The 17,019-nt window shown below is 36.3% G+C and carries 12 protein-coding genes; 6 read left to right on the top strand and 6 right to left on the bottom strand.

Annotated elements, in window-relative coordinates:
- Nucleotides 1-51: 51 nt before the first annotated feature.
- A complete protein-coding gene (locus KHS79_RS24505) occupies nucleotides 52-1,014 on the top strand; it encodes an ADP-ribosylglycohydrolase family protein (protein WP_212722806.1) in 963 nt (320 codons plus the stop codon).
- An 88-nt stretch (nucleotides 1,015-1,102) separates the two neighbouring features.
- Here the strand turns inward: KHS79_RS24505 and KHS79_RS24500 are convergent, their stop codons facing one another.
- The 3 genes from KHS79_RS24500 to KHS79_RS24490 form a co-directional block, all read right to left on the bottom strand.
- On the bottom strand, nucleotides 1,103-2,980 hold the full coding sequence (locus KHS79_RS24500) for a ricin-type beta-trefoil lectin domain protein (RefSeq protein ID WP_212722805.1): 1,878 nt from the start codon (nucleotides 2,978-2,980) through the stop codon (nucleotides 1,103-1,105).
- Nucleotides 2,981-3,570: 590 nt separating this feature from the next.
- Nucleotides 3,571-4,152, bottom strand: coding sequence for a hypothetical protein (locus KHS79_RS24495; RefSeq protein ID WP_212722804.1), 582 nt, complete (start codon nucleotides 4,150-4,152; stop codon nucleotides 3,571-3,573).
- A 3-nt stretch (nucleotides 4,153-4,155) separates the two neighbouring features.
- Complete coding sequence (locus KHS79_RS24490; RefSeq protein WP_212722803.1) at nucleotides 4,156-5,748, bottom strand: FAD-binding oxidoreductase; 1,593 nt, start codon at nucleotides 5,746-5,748, stop codon at nucleotides 4,156-4,158.
- Between the two features lie 654 nt (nucleotides 5,749-6,402).
- On the opposite strand from KHS79_RS24490, the gene KHS79_RS24485 reads away from it, so the two are divergent.
- Nucleotides 6,403-6,864: a hypothetical protein gene (locus tag KHS79_RS24485; RefSeq protein ID WP_212722802.1), complete on the top strand. Its 462-nt coding sequence runs from the start codon at nucleotides 6,403-6,405 to the stop codon at nucleotides 6,862-6,864.
- A 110-nt stretch (nucleotides 6,865-6,974) separates the two neighbouring features.
- Here the strand turns inward: KHS79_RS24485 and KHS79_RS24480 are convergent, their stop codons facing one another.
- Complete coding sequence (locus KHS79_RS24480) at nucleotides 6,975-7,610, bottom strand: hypothetical protein (RefSeq protein WP_212722801.1); 636 nt, start codon at nucleotides 7,608-7,610, stop codon at nucleotides 6,975-6,977.
- Nucleotides 7,611-8,743: 1,133 nt separating this feature from the next.
- Between KHS79_RS24480 and tnaA the strand changes: the two genes are divergently transcribed.
- The 3 genes from tnaA to KHS79_RS24465 all read left to right on the top strand — a co-directional run bounded on the left by tnaA (nucleotide 8,744) and on the right by KHS79_RS24465 (nucleotide 11,937).
- A complete protein-coding gene (gene tnaA / locus KHS79_RS24475) occupies nucleotides 8,744-10,165 on the top strand; it encodes a tryptophanase (RefSeq protein WP_212722800.1) in 1,422 nt (473 codons plus the stop codon).
- 115 nt (nucleotides 10,166-10,280) lie between these two features.
- Nucleotides 10,281-11,495, top strand: a complete 1,215-nt coding sequence (locus tag KHS79_RS24470) for an aromatic amino acid transporter (RefSeq protein WP_212722799.1) — start codon at nucleotides 10,281-10,283, stop codon at nucleotides 11,493-11,495.
- Nucleotides 11,496-11,556: 61 nt separating this feature from the next.
- Nucleotides 11,557-11,937 (top strand): Rid family detoxifying hydrolase, encoded by a 381-nt coding sequence (locus tag KHS79_RS24465; protein ID WP_212722798.1) that lies wholly within the window; start codon nucleotides 11,557-11,559, stop codon nucleotides 11,935-11,937.
- Nucleotides 11,938-11,989: 52 nt separating this feature from the next.
- Here KHS79_RS24465 and KHS79_RS24460 read toward each other — a convergent pair whose 3' ends face one another.
- A complete protein-coding gene (locus KHS79_RS24460) occupies nucleotides 11,990-12,496 on the bottom strand; it encodes a protease complex subunit PrcB family protein (RefSeq protein ID WP_212722797.1) in 507 nt (168 codons plus the stop codon).
- Nucleotides 12,497-12,814: 318 nt separating this feature from the next.
- A complete protein-coding gene (locus tag KHS79_RS24455; protein WP_212722796.1) occupies nucleotides 12,815-14,644 on the bottom strand; it encodes a cellulase family glycosylhydrolase in 1,830 nt (609 codons plus the stop codon).
- Nucleotides 14,645-15,298: 654 nt separating this feature from the next.
- Between KHS79_RS24455 and KHS79_RS24450 the strand changes: the two genes are divergently transcribed.
- A complete protein-coding gene (locus KHS79_RS24450) occupies nucleotides 15,299-16,933 on the top strand; it encodes a Vps62-related protein (protein WP_212722795.1) in 1,635 nt (544 codons plus the stop codon).
- Nucleotides 16,934-17,019 lie beyond the last annotated feature (86 nt).

The following is a 17,019-nucleotide window of genomic DNA, read 5'->3' as shown; positions in this document are numbered from 1 at the left end:
GAGCACTTGGATATTTGATAGTTTTACATTACCACGCTGAACAGGTAGCAAGTGTTCTATTATTTTAAATTGTTCTGTTGTAATTTCCATGAGCCTATTGTAACAGAATTAGTGTTAACAGGCCCTAGTTTGCACAAGGTATCAATTTACATCATGTTGACAGAAATTGCGGTAGCTGATGCATATGGGGCAGGTTTTGAGTTTTCTTCTAAGGAAAAAATTACTAGATACAACGACCTAAGTAGTTACACAACGCATGACTTATATGGTATGCAAGGCAAATATACTGACGACACTCAGATGTCTATTGCAGTTGCTGAATTAATACTTTCTAAACCAGTTTGGTCAGAAAGGGATATTGCATCAAAGTTTGTAGAATGCTTTAAAAGGGATCCTCGTAAAGGCTACTCTAAAGGTTTTTATAGTTTGCTGCAGAAAGTAGATAGTGGGGATGATTTATTACTCAAAATCAGAAATAACAGCGATAGAAACGGTGCTGCAATGAGAGCGGTACCACTAGGTATCGTTAAAGACAAAGTTGAGTTGATAGCAAAAGCTAAAATGCAAGCTGCTGTCACTCACAATACAGACATTGGAATAAAATCAAGTTGCGCTGTAGCATTGGCAGCACACTTTGGTATTTATCAGAAAGGACAGCTCTCACAACTAAAAACATTTTTAGAAAGCACATCATTTTTAGGGTGGGACTATGACTGGTTTACAGAAGTTTCAGTAAGTGCATTCGATACAGTGAGTGCAGCCTTCAGTTGTTTGCCAAGTTGCCAGAGTTTGAAAGGGTTGTTAAAAAAATGCATCTCCTTAGGAGGTGATACTGATAGCGTTGCATCTATTGCTGTTGGCTTAGCGACATGCTTTGAAGAATATGACAAAGCGCTACCTCTTAATTTGATAGAAACCCTTGATGAGTCAGTATATGGGTTAGAGTATTTAAGTGCTCTGGATAAAAAATTAGTTGAATATACACATAGCGGAGGGGTTTCAATTACAGAATAAAGGCTGCTATTAAAAAATAGCAGCCTTTTACTTTTAGTACTTTATTGTAATACCTTCTCAGGGAGAGAGCCTAATAGGTATTAAAAAACTACCGCCAAGACCAGGTCATATCATCGTCAGCTGTGACCATAACTTGCCAGCTAGTTGGATCGTAGGTTAAGGATAAATCGAAATTAGCTAAATTGCGTAAATAATTTCCATTCCACTGCCAACGCTGGGCACGACTATTATTGCAGCGCTCAATCACTAGTTTTCCACCCTCGTTTATTTTTGCTGTGGCACACATATTGGTTGCATGAGCAGGACGTAAACGACCATAACTGTCTTGCCACCATTTTTGGTTATTACCTGAATGACAATCCCAAGCAAGAATTAAGTTACCATCAGTAGTGCCACTATTTGCTACATCCATGCAATATCCATCACTCGATACTATTTCTCGCCAGGTGTCACTTGGTGTATTACTATCCTCAGAGGCACGAGTAAATAATTCGTTTACTACTGATGTGAGTGGCTGACCATAGCGAGAGGCTTGCTTGGCTTTATTTTTCCATTTTTCAGGAACGGATTGACCTACACTCCATTTACCTGAACCGTTCTGCCAGGATTGCGCCATAGCATTGGGTGTTGGTGTCCATAAGAAATCGGGGTGACGATTACTGTACCACTCTCCACCTAAGATTTTACCTTGGTCATTTAATTCTAAGTCATAGTAATAACTGACTCTGGTAATACCATCATATTGGGGGCTATCAGTACGACGGTGGGTGGGGTTGGTTTCTACGACATAAGACACATCCATTCTTACCCCAACAACATGGGTAGACTGGTTGCCACGATAATTACTAAATTTATCTTTAGTATAGCTAGATAGTGGAATAGTGGCTGCTTGAGCAGAAGCATAAGTCGCATTGGTCTGGGGATTGAAATAAGTGACTTTATATGACTGAATAGGTTGATTCCAAACCTGATAGTCATAAGTAGCATCCATAATTAAACTACGACCAGAGATGCCTATTTGGTTAACCACTGAAATATGCCAACTCCCTGGATTAGTGTCAAAACACACATTATTAATTATTCGACCATTACTATCCCGTTCAGGATTTTTTATATTACAGCGGCTACCAATAAAACGGTTATCAAACCTGGCATTAGCCCATAGTAAGGTGGCTAAAGCTTTAATGTCAGATGGATACAAAGTAAGATCTTCACCACTGGCATCTTTAACATTTAACGTTTTTATGGGGCGAGGTAGCATGTAAGCTGCAGGAGCCCAGCCATGGCATAATCCCATCCACCGTTCCACTTTGCCACTACGCTCATAATAGCCTTTGCCACTATTCCAAGCATTTGTTGTCAGAGTGAAACTGGAATCGCCCATCAGCAGGTCATATTTTTCAGCAGGAGATAAATTATCCCGTGCCTGTCCATAATAGGATGAAACAGGTTTAGTCACATAGCTGAAGTCCCAATAATCTTTCCAATTACTCGGTGATGCACGCCATAAGTCACTATCAGCATAACGCCATGCCGCAGCACCTGAGTAAAGAGGCCAATAAGTATCTGACCAAGGCTGCACTTCAAGTGCACGTTGTTTTGGTGCTTTGTTATCAAGCGTATATAAGTTACTAATAACATTGTTACCTAAATCTACTAATCGTGCTGGGTTATCATTGCTATAATTTATGGGAGCTCTTGGAATGTCTAATCGAGCACTGTTTCCTCTCATAATTTTTTGTCGAGCTTGATCTTTATATTGAATATAATCTCTGTTATTAACAGCTGTATCAGAAAATAATGTGTTAGCATGTCCTGTTTTAGGGGGGAGCTGATCCATTGTGGCCGCAGGATCTTGATGAAACTGATTCATATAAGTGTCTATTTCTTCATTTACTCCTGCCAATGACCAAGTAGGAGACATTGCTAATGTTAAAGCTGCCAGCCGTAGCGGTTTGTTAATCATGAGTATTCCCTTGCCTTTTTTATTTTATTTAAGTCCAATTAAAGCGATTAATAATCTTAGTGAGTCAAGATTACATTTTTATAGTCATAGATAAAAAAAGAAACACTTTAGATTAGAAATAAATTATTTAACATTTCTGGCAAGTATGGGAGGGCATTATTTGAAGGTGACTCTTGATAAAAAATACTTTAGGCATCTCTTTATATAACTATTTAGTAACTCTTCACTTTTATTTTGAATTGTACAAAAAGTGTATTCTTGGCTTCTACTACTTTTGTTGTTTACTGAACTTATTTCATAAACTAGTTCAGGTATTCAAACCCGTGTTTTTCTTTACCCAAAGCGAAGGGTTATTTAGGCGAGGCCACCGAGCGATGAAGCCCCAGGAGTTTAGATAAACTAAATGACTGGGTGGCAGTTAAATGCTCCTCGGCAATAGCTCCTGCATTGCTCTACTATATGACATCCATGTCATTATGCATAAACTGCATTCCCACTATCCTTGGTGGTCAAGAGCGATGGTAACAACGCCTAAAAATCATTCGCTAAGAGTATAGCTACTTTGGAGTACCAAGCTATACATTAATAAACTAAGCTTCACTCAAAAGTTTACGCTTAAATACAGTTAGTTTATTTTTCAATGGCTTAACAAACCAATAATTGCCGACAACAAATAGCGTCAACCAAATCATATGTCTTCTTGTTCCGAAATACATTGAGCACCAAGGAGCATGTTTAATAGGTCCCTCATATACAACATTTGGAATTACTTTTTTTTGCAAACTAGCTACTTTTGGTTCTACTGAAGCTCCCATCATAAAACGCTTACCTAGCATACAATAGTCATAAAATGTGACTATATATATTATACCGCGTCCAAACGAATTTAGACCTCTATTCATCCAAATACAACATCCTTCTACCATATTATCTTTTGGAGGAATATTACATGTATCATAACGTTCTGAAGGTATGTCTGATAAATAGCGATGAGGGATATTTCCGTTTAATACGTAACCTGCAATAGGGTTTCCATGCTTATCATAAAAAAAGCGTACAATGGATGCCCTTTTTAGATAGTCAATATCAACGTGATTGCTAGAGCTTTCATAATAAAGCTTTTTAAAAAGTTCAATTTGAGCATTATCCTTTGCAATTTTTGTTGATATCACTTTTTACTCCTTAAACTCATAACGTCCTGGTGAAATGATATTATTTTTATCTACAGATTTTTTAATTATTTTTCGTAGCCAAACCGCCCCAGTCTCGTAATGATATTGGTCAAGCGGCATTTCATCGACAGCACGTCGATAAGGTATCCATTTATTTTTAGAGTAAAGCTCCCTTAAACTCTCTACTAGTTTTTTAGCTTTTTGTGTTTCTTCTACACTACTTGCATCATAATAAACACTGATAATTGCCTGACAAAGCATTGATGTTACAGCTGTAAGCGTAACGGCTAGCTCAAAGTTATACTTGTTAAACTCTTGTTCAGTTAAGTCCATGAACTTTTCAACGTCAGCCCCTAGCATTGGTAATGAAGGTGCTACCCACATAAATCCACAACCATTTTCAATTGGGTCAATATCAGTTCTGGGTGTAGACTGCTTATTACGCCAATAACATCCCTTGAGAGCAACATTATTAGGAATTCCTTCAAAGATTCCCATAGCGTGGTATATATCTTCAACATTACTATTTATAGTATTTATTTTCGGAAGCCATTTTACATGTTTAGCCAGCCAATTTGTTATCTTATTAATTCTATTTAATGTTGAGTATGAGATAATATAAACTTTAGCAATACCTTTTAATTGTCTTTTTATCCTTTTTGCTTTTGCTTTTGCTACCGATGAGCTTCCTAAAATCGCAAATGAAGACATCCAAGCTGATAATTTATATTTTTTCAGGAGCTCTGCTAACTCTTCTTCAGTAAATGTTGAGTTCGAACTTTTCCGGTCAAAATCAAACTGGTGGAAAATCCCTAACATTCTGTAGTGATTACCAATATGAGGTAGTGCCGTAATAGTTTGCTCAGCTTTTAATAGCCTCATTGCATCAATATACTTTGATATTGATGATTTGTGGTTAAGCTTGATAATGCATCTTAAACTTTCTTCTTGTCTTGCAACTAACTCCAATCGTATACCAACTACAACACCGATATTATTTTGTGTAAACAGTTCATGTAGACCTGCACTGAACCCCACTCTTCCAATGAAACGTCCTGGTGTTGTCAAGTCACAAACATCTCCATTAGCCATTACTACCTTAGTAACAGCAAAATGTCTTGTTCTATATCCTAATGGAGAGTGTCCAAATCCTCTTTCCAATATATTACCGATTATACTTGTATCAGGCCCAGCCCCTGTACAATCCATCATCCAATTTGTGTTTTCGAGAAATTTCGCTAATTGGCCCTGGGTTACTCCAGGCTCCACCTCAACAGATCCAAGCTCAGCATCAAAATTACTAATCTTATTCAGCTTTTTTAAATTAATAATTATGCAGTCATTGACGGGCGGACAACTTCTACCATAACCCCAATTATTGCCACATGAAACAGGGTAAACCGGTATATTATTTTTATATGCATCACTTATGCATTTTCTTAATGACTCTACACTCTCTGGATAAATAATGCCTTTTATAAGTCTGCTGTGTTCCGCAATACCACTAATACTTACTTTACGAATAGCATCATCGTTATCAATAAGATTTTTACCGAATATTTCTCTTATACTGTGAGTACTACTACTTCCAACCAAGATAAATCCCTTATCTGCTTATTATTAAAGCACTTATTAAGTTACTACAAAATTAGTCACGAATGATTTCTAGGTTTTGTTATTTTCTTTCCTCCCCCCAACCTCCTATTAATATAGGCTCATGGGGCTTCGTCACTCGATGGACGCACCTAAAAACCATTCGTACTGTGTATAGATTCATGCTTATTCATTAATCGCTGTACCAGCAAAAAACCTTGCTAAGAAGCACACATCATTAATTCAAAACAAACTTAATTAAAAACAACTAAAATATCACCAAACATTGTAGTAACCACTATACTTTATTAATCTATATACTACAATTTTAAGACACTACAGTTCCTATCACCTCTGAAAGCTATCAATCATATAACATAAATTATTTTTAAAGATATAAACTTAACCAGTACTGCCCAACAATCTTACTAAAGATCATATCACCATAATTGGTATTTATTATTTTTTATACGTGACTAATAATCGTTCAGAACAGAGTTTGTGTTCAAAACGCTTAAACTATGAAAATAACCTGTATGATGGGCATTGTTATAAGCATCTAATGCATCAAGAAAGCCTTGATATTGAACAAAATATACTCTAAAGTTCGCGCTTATGTTTTTGGCTATAAATCGATCAACCTATAGAGTTTAAACTGTGAAAATTGGTGTAGTTGGCTTTAGTAAGCGGCAGTTTGATCAAAAAACTGCTCGTGCTTTACTTAAAAATGAAATTAGTGGAATCATGAGTAAAACTGACTCCTCAAATATTGAAGTGGTCAGCGGCCTAACAAATACGGGCGTTCCAAAAATAGCTTATGAAATTGCTGTTGAGTTGGGTTTGACTACTGTAGGAATATCAACCAAAAGGGCTTTAAGCGTAAGAAGTGGAATTTTCCCTTGTGACAAGCAAATTATTGTTGGAACAAACTTTGGTGATGAGTCTGATACTTTTATTGAATACATTGACTATTTGATACGGATAGGCGGAGGACCGCAAAGCAGAAAAGAAGTTACTATGTTTAAGGATAACAAACAGCTTTCCTATAGTGAACTTTCCAACCGCTTGATTGAACATGAAGTAGAATGGTATGGCCCCCCAAAACGCTACACAACCTGATAATATGAACAAAGCTGCTACAGAGTTTTTAACACCCTCTCTTTAAACCATTTTTTTAATGTTTTTTCCAATCACCTCCGCTCTATAAAAGCGGAGGTGATTTTCTTCATTTACCTAACAACAATCTTTGAACAACGAATTTCTGCAATATAATCATCGCCTGAGTCATAATAATAAAAGCCAGTAACTGCATATTTATCACTACATGTTTTCCATCCATTCGATACGGATTTCCAAGTATGTCCTTCAACTGAAACATTCTTACCTTTTTTAGAATCTACCTCACTGCATCGAAACCTTTCTACGCTATCATCACCCTCATCATAATAATACAACTCAGTAACAACGTTATTAGTATTGCATGTATAGTAACCATTTCCTTTTCCCTGCATTTGAACAGTATATGTGTGATCTTTGACAAGAGATGACTCAACATCGTATAGATGGCGATACTCAAACCACTCCGCGCTTCTATCACTTCTTCCTAAAATTCTAATACCAGATACATAACCAATATCACCAGCTACATGCCATCTATTACCTTTACCATTCATTTTTACATCATGATAATTGCTCAAAAGTATTGATGGCTCATAATCTTTAACTCCAGAATTGACAACCTCATTTTTTGTTGGATCATCATAGTGCTTTGGATCTTCACCAATCTCAATATCACCAGAAATTGCTACACATGGCATTAAGCTTATTATAACTAAAAAGAGTAAATTGGTATTATTTCTATTCATTATGTCATCTCCTTATGACTTAAATAGTATATGACTTTGGCAAATCCAAGCAGGCTAAAGTCTGCAATCATTATCGTTTACTATTGACATTTTAAAATTACACATTATTACAAGGTATACTTCCTATAAAACATTTAACACGCATAATCCATATAGCTTACTTTAACGAGCCAGTTAGCGCTATAAAACTAATACAATAATTATCTATAACTTTAACAAAAATTTAATTCTACAAAAATATTTATACTTAGTAGAGAAGTGACTAACTTTAAAATATTTCACGAATATACTTGCAGTATTATTTCAACCTAAAACAATACGAATTAAATTAATAGGCTTTATTATGAAAAAAACGATACTACACTTAATAAACATAATTCACTTTAGTATTGTTATACCAATATGAATGGTTTTTAGGTGCGGTCATCGAGTGACGAAGCACCATAAGCCTATTTTAATAGGTGATTGGGGTGAGGAGAGAAGATAACAAAATCTAGAAATCATTCGTGAAGGGTATATAGTCACAACTTGTCTTTCACTAAGCTTATCAGTTTCATTTCATACGAATATAAAAAAACCGTTCGTTATGCGTAAAAGTTAATTGCAAGCCAGCTACATTAGGCTTTCTCAGCCTTTGTGGTATAAATCATCGAGCGAACGGTATCACACTCAGTTCTACTATTACGTTATACTCAAGACCATTGAAGAACATCAACGTGTAGTCATAAAATAAATAGCGTGTTTTTTGCTAACAAAATCTCACTTTAAATTTTATTTCAGTGATTTGCTGTTTCATTTTAGATAGTGTTGCTAGTAGTTTGAAATTTTAAATTTCAAGTAGGTGATGGTATGGATCAGTACAATTATTCAAGTATCTGGTATACTCACGATTTCAAAATTGCATTCTTCTTCCCTAGTAAGTAATCCCTCCCGAGTCTTACATATATCGTTTTTAAATATTGATTTACTAATTTACTCTTCAGAGTATGAGTATTTCACAGCACTCTATTCAATAGAAAAATAAAAACGATTATCAATAAGCAACTATATCCTACTTAGTAATAGGAATGGATATTTTTGACTTAAAAAATTATCTCACAGTAATTTATATTTAATTTACTAGGATTAACTTCGTGAATAATTTCAGACATCTTCCAGAACCCTTTCGTATCCGTGTTGTTGAACCAGTAAAAAGAACTACGCTAGCCTATCGTGAAAAAGCAATTTTAAATGCAGGTATGAACCCTTTCTTATTAGATAGTAAGGATGTTTTCATTGATTTGCTGACTGATAGTGGGACAGGTGCAATAACACAGGAAATGCAGGCTGCGATGTTTATTGGTGATGAAGCATATAGCGGTAGTCGCAGCTATTACGCTCTCGCTGATGCGGTAAAAGACATTTTTGGTTACGAGTACACCATACCAACTCACCAAGGTCGTGGTGCAGAACAAATATATATCCCTGTATTAATTAAAAAGCGTGAAAAAGAAAAAGGGTTAGATCGCACTAAAATGGTGGCGCTATCAAACTACTTCTTCGACACCACCCAAGGTCATACACAACTTAACGCTTGTGTTGCAAAAAATGTATTCACTAAAGAAGCATTTGATACTTCTATCTCAGCTGACTTTAAAGGTAATTTTGATCTAGAACTGCTAGAACATGCAATCCTTGAAGCAGGGCCGGAAAATGTGCCCTATATCGTTAGCACCATTACTTGTAACTCTGCTGGTGGACAACCTGTCTCAATTGCTAACCTGAAAGCTGTTTATGAGATTGCTCAACGTTATGAAATTCCAGTCATTATGGATTCCGCACGCTTTGCTGAAAATGCCTATTTCATTCAGCAACGAGAACCAGAATATCAGGACTGGAGTATTGAAGCGATAACGTTTGAAAGCTACAAATATGCAGATGCTTTAGCAATGTCAGCCAAAAAAGATGCCATGGTCCAAATGGGTGGACTTCTCTGCTTTAAAGATAAATCCATGCTGGATGTATACAACGAATGCCGAACGTTATGTGTTGTTCAAGAAGGCTTTCCTACTTACGGTGGTTTGGAGGGCGGAGCAATGGAACGCTTAGCGGTTGGTTTATATGATGGTATGCGTCAAGACTGGTTAGCTTATCGAATCAACCAAGTTCAATACCTTGTAAATGGCTTGGAGGCCATCGGCATCGTTTGCCAACAGGCAGGGGGACATGCTGCCTTCGTTGATGCTGGAAAGCTGTTACCTCACATTCCTGCAGATCAATTTCCTGCGCATGCATTAGCCTGTGAGTTATATAAAGTTGCTGGAATTCGAGCAGTTGAAATTGGTTCATTATTACTGGGTCGAGACCCAGTCACAGGTCAACAACATCCATGCCCAGCAGAGCTGTTGCGGTTAACCATTCCTCGGGCTACTTATACTCAAACTCATATGGACTTTATTATTGAGGCATTTGAAAAAGTGAAAGAAAATGCATCACACGTAAAAGGTTTAACATTTACCTATGAACCTGAAGTGCTACGCCATTTTACCGCACGTTTGAAAGAAGTAGAGAATTAATTCCGACAATAAATGTAGCCTGTTAAGGCTGCATTTATTTAAATACTACTCATACCTAAAAGATGTATCGACAACGTATTAATTACGTAATTATAACGATAAAGAGAATAAAACAATGAAAACTAAACCCTCCCTGCTAGGTGGGTCCTGTATCATTGCCAGCGTTTGTGTAGGTGCTGGTATGTTAGGGCTACCTAGTGCTGGCGCCGGCGCCTGGACATTTTGGTCTTTGCTAGCCATCACTTTAACGATGATTGTCATGACTATTTCTGGCTGGATGTTGCTGGAAGCATTCAAACACTTCGATTTAAGAGTTTCTTTTAATACGGTTACAAAAAAGATGTTGGGCCATAAGGTCAACATGTTAAATAATATAGCCGTATACTTTGTAGGAGGCATTTTATTATATGCATACATCACTTCTTCTGGTCTTATTTTACAAGAACTGCTAAATATTAATGGAAAACTTGCTTCAGTATTATTTGTTGCAATTTTTTCAATTTTTGTATGGCATTCTACACGTGCTGTAGATCGTATTTCGGTTGTTCTTATTGCTTTTATGATACTTAGCTTTGTATTTGGTGTATCTGGACTCGCTATAAATGTGGATATATCTGTTCTGTTTGACACCATCAATCAGGAAGCAGAATACGCCCCATATGCGTTAGCCATGTTTCCCGTCGCACTAACCTCTTTTGGGTATCATCACTCAGTATCTTCTATGCGGGCATATTACGGAGAAGAACGAAAAGCAAAATATGCTATTATAGGTGGAACTACGATTGCACTTGCACTTTATTTTCTTTGGATCTTCAGCATATTTGGTAACTTGCCTCGAAGTGATTTTAGCCCCGTTATAGAACAAGGTGGAAATGTTGATGCCTTACTTGGCGCATTAAGTTCTGTAATTGAGTCAGAAAGTGTTGCTCAAGCAATTAATGCATTTTCGATGGCTGCAATTCTATCTTCATTTATTGGTGTTGGTCTTGGAGTATTTGACTTTTTAGCTGATTTTTTTAAGTTTGAAAATAGTAAGCTTGGTCGTAGTAAAACATGGATTGTGACTTTTATTCCCCCTTTAGTTTTATCACTGCTATTTCCATTTGGTTTTGTAACTGCAATCGGATACGCTGGTGGCGTTGCGACAATTTGGACATGTATAATTCCTGCCTTACTCGCTAAAAAATCAAGATCAATGGAGTCAGGAAAAGATGGATTTATTGTTCCTGGTGGTTCAATAATTTTAACATTAGTTATTTTATTTGGTGTATTTACAGCCGTATTTCATTTTTTAGCAATGGCCGGTATGCTTCCTACTTTTACTGGCTAACCCGATATAAATAACTTTTTAATAACTAGGCCCTGTACTTTACTGTAAAGAGGAAAATGTAGTGCAATCAATTAAAACATCACAAGCACCTGAAGCAATTGGTCCATACGTTCAGGGTATTAGCATTGGTAATATGATTATTACTTCGGGTCAACTACCTTTAGATCCAAAAACTAAAGTAATGTCAGATGATGTAGCTGAACAAACTACTCAATCTTTAAATAACGCTTTAGCTATAATTAAAGAAGCGGGACTGAATGCAAAACATATTGTGAAAACTACAGTTTTCGTAAAAAATTTGAATGAATTTTCTTTAATCAATGCTGCTTATGAAGACTTTTTTAATAAACATAATGCTTTATTTCCAGCGCGATCATGTGTAGAGGTAGCAAGACTGCCTATGGATGCAAAAATAGAAATTGAAGTACTAGCCATTCGTTAAGCTTGTATTTATAGATACAATATCCCTACCTCTATGGTAGGGATCATTATCACTAGCGACATTTATATACTTCGTAGCTTTCTTTAAAAATGATATCTGTTCGTGGCTCTGCAGGAATCAATGCAAGCTCAGCAGGCTGTGTAAACGCCATAGTCACCATACAGTTTGGACCTGGTATCTCTGAGTTAACATAAACTTCGATATATTTTCTATTATTTTTTTCTTTTTGTATTGCTTTAACAATATTAATATTATAGCCACCTGTAGACTTCACGCCCATGAAAGCCCCAATAACAGCATACTTATTAAAATCAATGTCATATGTTAGATTACGTGCATTGTGAAACAGACTAGTTAGTTCTTGATATTTGGATGAGCTCCTAGCAACTTCTAGATGTTTATCGTATTGAAGTGAGTTTACACTTGATACAATAACTTTGACAGGTAATATCTTTTCTCCTGCACTGTCCTCAGCGCTTGCAAGAGCAGATTGAGAAGCTGCAAATGAAAGCAGTACACAAGCTAAAGTTGTTGTTAATCCATTTTTATAAGTCAGCATACGACACTCCTTATGTCGAATTTAAGTAACAAAAGCTTTATTATGGAACAATTGTACAACTAACGACGTATACTTAGTTGATCTACATCAAACCATGTGTAATGATTTTAAACAAATTACTCCCATAACAAACCAGTTTTAATGGGGTACATCTGACCTGTTAAGGTTAGTGACTCATGGGGAAAACAAGGTAATACCTTCTTGTTTATTTATTGTCTGGTAGCGTTGCAATTTCTGACATAGGTTTACTATGCTTACAAAAAAGCAACTTACCAGACAATAAATTGATGTGAACTACTTTACACTTAAACTACTAGCTCAATCAAAGCTTACAGGACTCATTTGCTGCAGGACACTTTCATTTAACTGAGACTGAAGTTGCTCTCTTTTTGAGTTTGAAATATATTCTGCCGGTGTAATCAATATAAATTGCATACGATTTTCATTTGCGGATGCGCGAGATACACGTGCACCTTGCCCTTCTTTAGAAATGACAATATCACTTAACTGATTAAGCTCACTATCCCATATATTTATTGACTCTTCTGTAATAACTACTAATGGCTTTTCTAAAAACCAACCTGGCAAATATAACTCTAAACCTGCTGATAATGGTTTGCCATGCCAAGTGAGCCATACAAATGGTTTATTTTCTAGCCAACGTTGATCATTTAACTTTATTGAAGCCCAGTGTGATAATTTACCTTTTGCGTCAGGTACTCCCCCTTCAGCAAAATAAAAATGCTTCAACTCCCCAGGAATTCGCCGTGGATAAGCACGCTCAACTATCTTTTGAGAAACATTGTATGTTGTACCCCAATCAGCTACTACAGAGAAATCTTCATCATTCCAAGCATCTTTGGTTTTCATCAACTTATCAGGGTTATAGTTCTGTAGTTCTTTATGATTGCCATAATAATAATCCCAATGCCATTGGGTAGAGGAAATAAATGGACTGTTAAATGCCTGACGTGTTCCATCACCATTTACTTGAGTTGATAAACCTTGGTACAGGCCCTGTAACATACGATTAGTATCTTTACTACCTTGCCCGTGAAGCCACATACCAAACTCACTCACAAAAGCTGGCATCTTTAAAAATTTTGCTTCTTCAGTGATCTCTTGGAATGATTTTACATATGTTTTATTTTTAACATTAGCTAAATTCCAGCTCATTCTTGCAGCATCATAAAAGTGGCTGTTAAAAACAAAGCCTTGACCTGGTGACTGCCATAAGTGATGTCCTCCAGTTGCAGGTGCTATAAGCCCAGCATTTGTATTCCAAAATACCAAAGGCTCAGCAAATACCCAACGAGCTTCCCAGCCAGTCTCATTCATAGCTGCTCTTACCCTTTGATAAAAAGGCCACAGACGCAAGTTATCCCACTCTTCAGCAGTTAAACCATTCATACCACCATCTACAGGTTCATTAAAAGGATCTAAACCAACAATATAGCCAAACTCTTCTGAAGATAAATTATCTTTAATAAACCGAAGCACATGCTGTATCTGCCAGATATACTCATCTTGCACATATCTCACACCTTTTGTAGTGTTAACTTCAGCATTTTCCCAGAATCGCCGAAATGCTAAACGTACAGCCTCATTGGTTAAATTATGCTGACTCCAGCTCACACACACTATCCCACAATATTCCTTAGGATACTCATCATCAGGAACAATCCATGCTGGTGCACCATTTCCGGTATGCCAGGAGTCTGCATTAAATAAATGACGTGAGTATAGATCCTGATGATAGTCAACTAAAACAAAAAAACCCTTATCAATAGCAATCTTAATTTGTGAAACTACATCAGCAAGGTAACCATAATCTATACGATCAACTGCAGGGTGAACGCCTTCCCACGCAATTAAAAAACGGATAATGTTTGCACCGGTTTTGGATTTTAAATGCTGTAGCGCTATTTCAGCGTCATCAGCCGTTCGAAATGGTTTAAAACCTTTCTCAATATGTTTAGTCGATCCTGATACATTGAATCCTCGCCAGTATACTTCACGGCCATCTCTATCAATAAAGACCCAATCTCCTTTTTCACGCTGGATAACACTAAGCATTGGGTCAGAAAATGTCTCAGCTTGTAACATATTTGCAAGAAATAGTAGTATTATATATAAAAGTTTATTCATATAAATACGATACTTATACATTAGCTTACCTTTATTTTAATTATTGAAAATCTCACTACTTTAGTATCAAAAAGCTTCTATTGGACGTATCAGCTTTGACCAAAAAACAATACCTAAAAAAAAGATTAAGTACAAAGTTAAATTATTTTTTAATGCACATTAAAATTTCATTAAATGAGATCGAGAAAGAAAAGTATTATTTTTATACTTTAATTTTCATAAAGTCATTAGTGATATTTCTTAACAGCACAAAATCCTTCCCAGCGACAAAGTAAGTGCATAGGTTAATCCATTGTCATTTACTAACTCCGCGCCTTTCAAAAATCTAAATTAGATAAACCTTATAAAAGATTAGTAATAATACTTCTGTTGCATTTAACTGTCACCCCAGTCATTTAGTTTATCTAAACTCCGGGGGCTTCATCGCTCGCTGGCCTCACCTAAATAACCCTTCGCTGTGAGTATATACCACTTTATTTCGACACCTAAAAATGATTCATTATGGGTATATCTTAAGAAAGTATCTTTTCCTATAATTTCACGAATACACTACAATAGTCCAACCCATCAACTTTTGAATGATTAATTATCGTACAAAAAAATGGGTTATTATTTTGATTTTTTTGCCAGCAAATATTTTGGAGTAGTTAATTAATGGATACAATAATAAAAATAGCAACACTTATTGTATTAGCAGCTGGAGCAAGTAGTATAGCTGCTAACACGACAGAGAATTCTCTGGAAGTCAAGTATGTTAATCAGTTCGACTTAGTATGGTGGGATAAGAAATCTGGTGGTAAACACAATGGTAGTTATTATCGACCTAAACTTCCCTCAGGCTACTATCGACTTGGAGACTATGCTAAATCTGGATACAGTGCCCCAACCGAATCCGTTATCGTAGTTAAAGAGTTAGTGCCAGGCTCTTTAGTAAGACCAGTCGGTTACACTAGGATATGGAAAGACTCTGGTTCTGGGGCAAAGTGGAATGGATCCTTCTGGCTCCCTAAACCTCCCACTGGATATAAGTGCCTTGGTGTCGTAGCCCAACGTGGGCATCATGAGCCCTCTATCGATGAAGTGAGATGTGTTAAATCAAACTTAGTGGTGGCGGGCAAAGCAGGAAAAATGACCTGGAATGACAAGCGTACAGGCGCCAAGGCTAATTTTAGTTCATGGAAAATTGTACCTAACCACCAGTATGGCTTGAGTTTGAATCTATTTATAGCTCATTCCAGTCATAAGGCTCCGTCATCAAGTCCACTATTTTATGTTTTAAATAAGAATGTTATTGCTGATAAGCAGCTTACAAAAAAAGAAGTTATTGCTTTAATTAAAAAACATGGTCCAATTTTATACCTTCATCCCAAAGAAAAATATAAATTAGATTCTCCATTTTACTATATGAATAACGCTTGGCTTGTTAATGAAAAAGGTACTAAAATTCAAACTTCTCTTGCTTCTTTCAAAGAAGACTATGAATATATAAAATCTGCAGGCAATATCAATGGTCGTGCAGTAAATAGCATATGGCTTAAACCCGATAATTTATCAGCAATAAAGTCAGGCAATATTAATAGAGCAAAATCAATTGTACATGTCAAAAATAGTGTTCCAGGCTACACTGACATTCAATTTTGGTTTTTCTATGCTTACAATGGGCCTGGTACAGCTAAAGTAAGGTTAGGAGAAATATACAGTAATACAGGTGAGTTGAAACCCTTTGGTGAGCACACTGCAGATTGGGAGCACGTTACACTTCGTTTTGAAAACGCCTCAAAAAAAGTAACTTCTGTTTATTTTGCTCAACATAACTACGGTGAGGTCAAATTAGCTAATCAAGTTGATTGGGATAGAAACCACTTAGTAATGTACTCATCAAAAAATGGTCATGCCAGTTACTCTGGTAAAGGAAAAAACTCACACCGTGTTCTACACAAATGCACTGCAAAATTTTTGGGTAAATGTACAGGGCATTTAGATGTTGACTTACTTAACTATACAGATAAAGGTAACCGCTTTAATGCGTATGAGACTAACAACTTTTATGTTGTGAACTACGAACAAGCAGATTGGGCTACGCTTGAGTTTAGATGGGGACCAACAAAAGAAGCAAGAATGTCTGTTAACCAGGCCAAAAAAGTAGCTGTTGATTTCTTTGGACCATTTATTGGTAATTCTTTAGCAGGACTAATTGGTAGCTCATTATTTTCTTACTTTTATAGTGAAGATCAAAATGCACCAAGTAACATAGGCACAAAAAGTAGCTGGGAGGAAAATGAGTTTTAAAGCCAGTTAGTTTATTAGCAAAAAGGTCCTATCTGGGGCCTTTTGTATATATTTGTTAGATTTGATCATAAGCCGAATTGATCACT

The sequence above is a fragment of the Zooshikella ganghwensis genome, from assembly GCF_018263875.1.
GTDB classification, from domain to species: domain Bacteria; phylum Pseudomonadota; class Gammaproteobacteria; order Pseudomonadales; family Zooshikellaceae; genus Zooshikella; species Zooshikella ganghwensis.
This window is presented reverse-complemented; position numbering and strand designations above follow the sequence as displayed.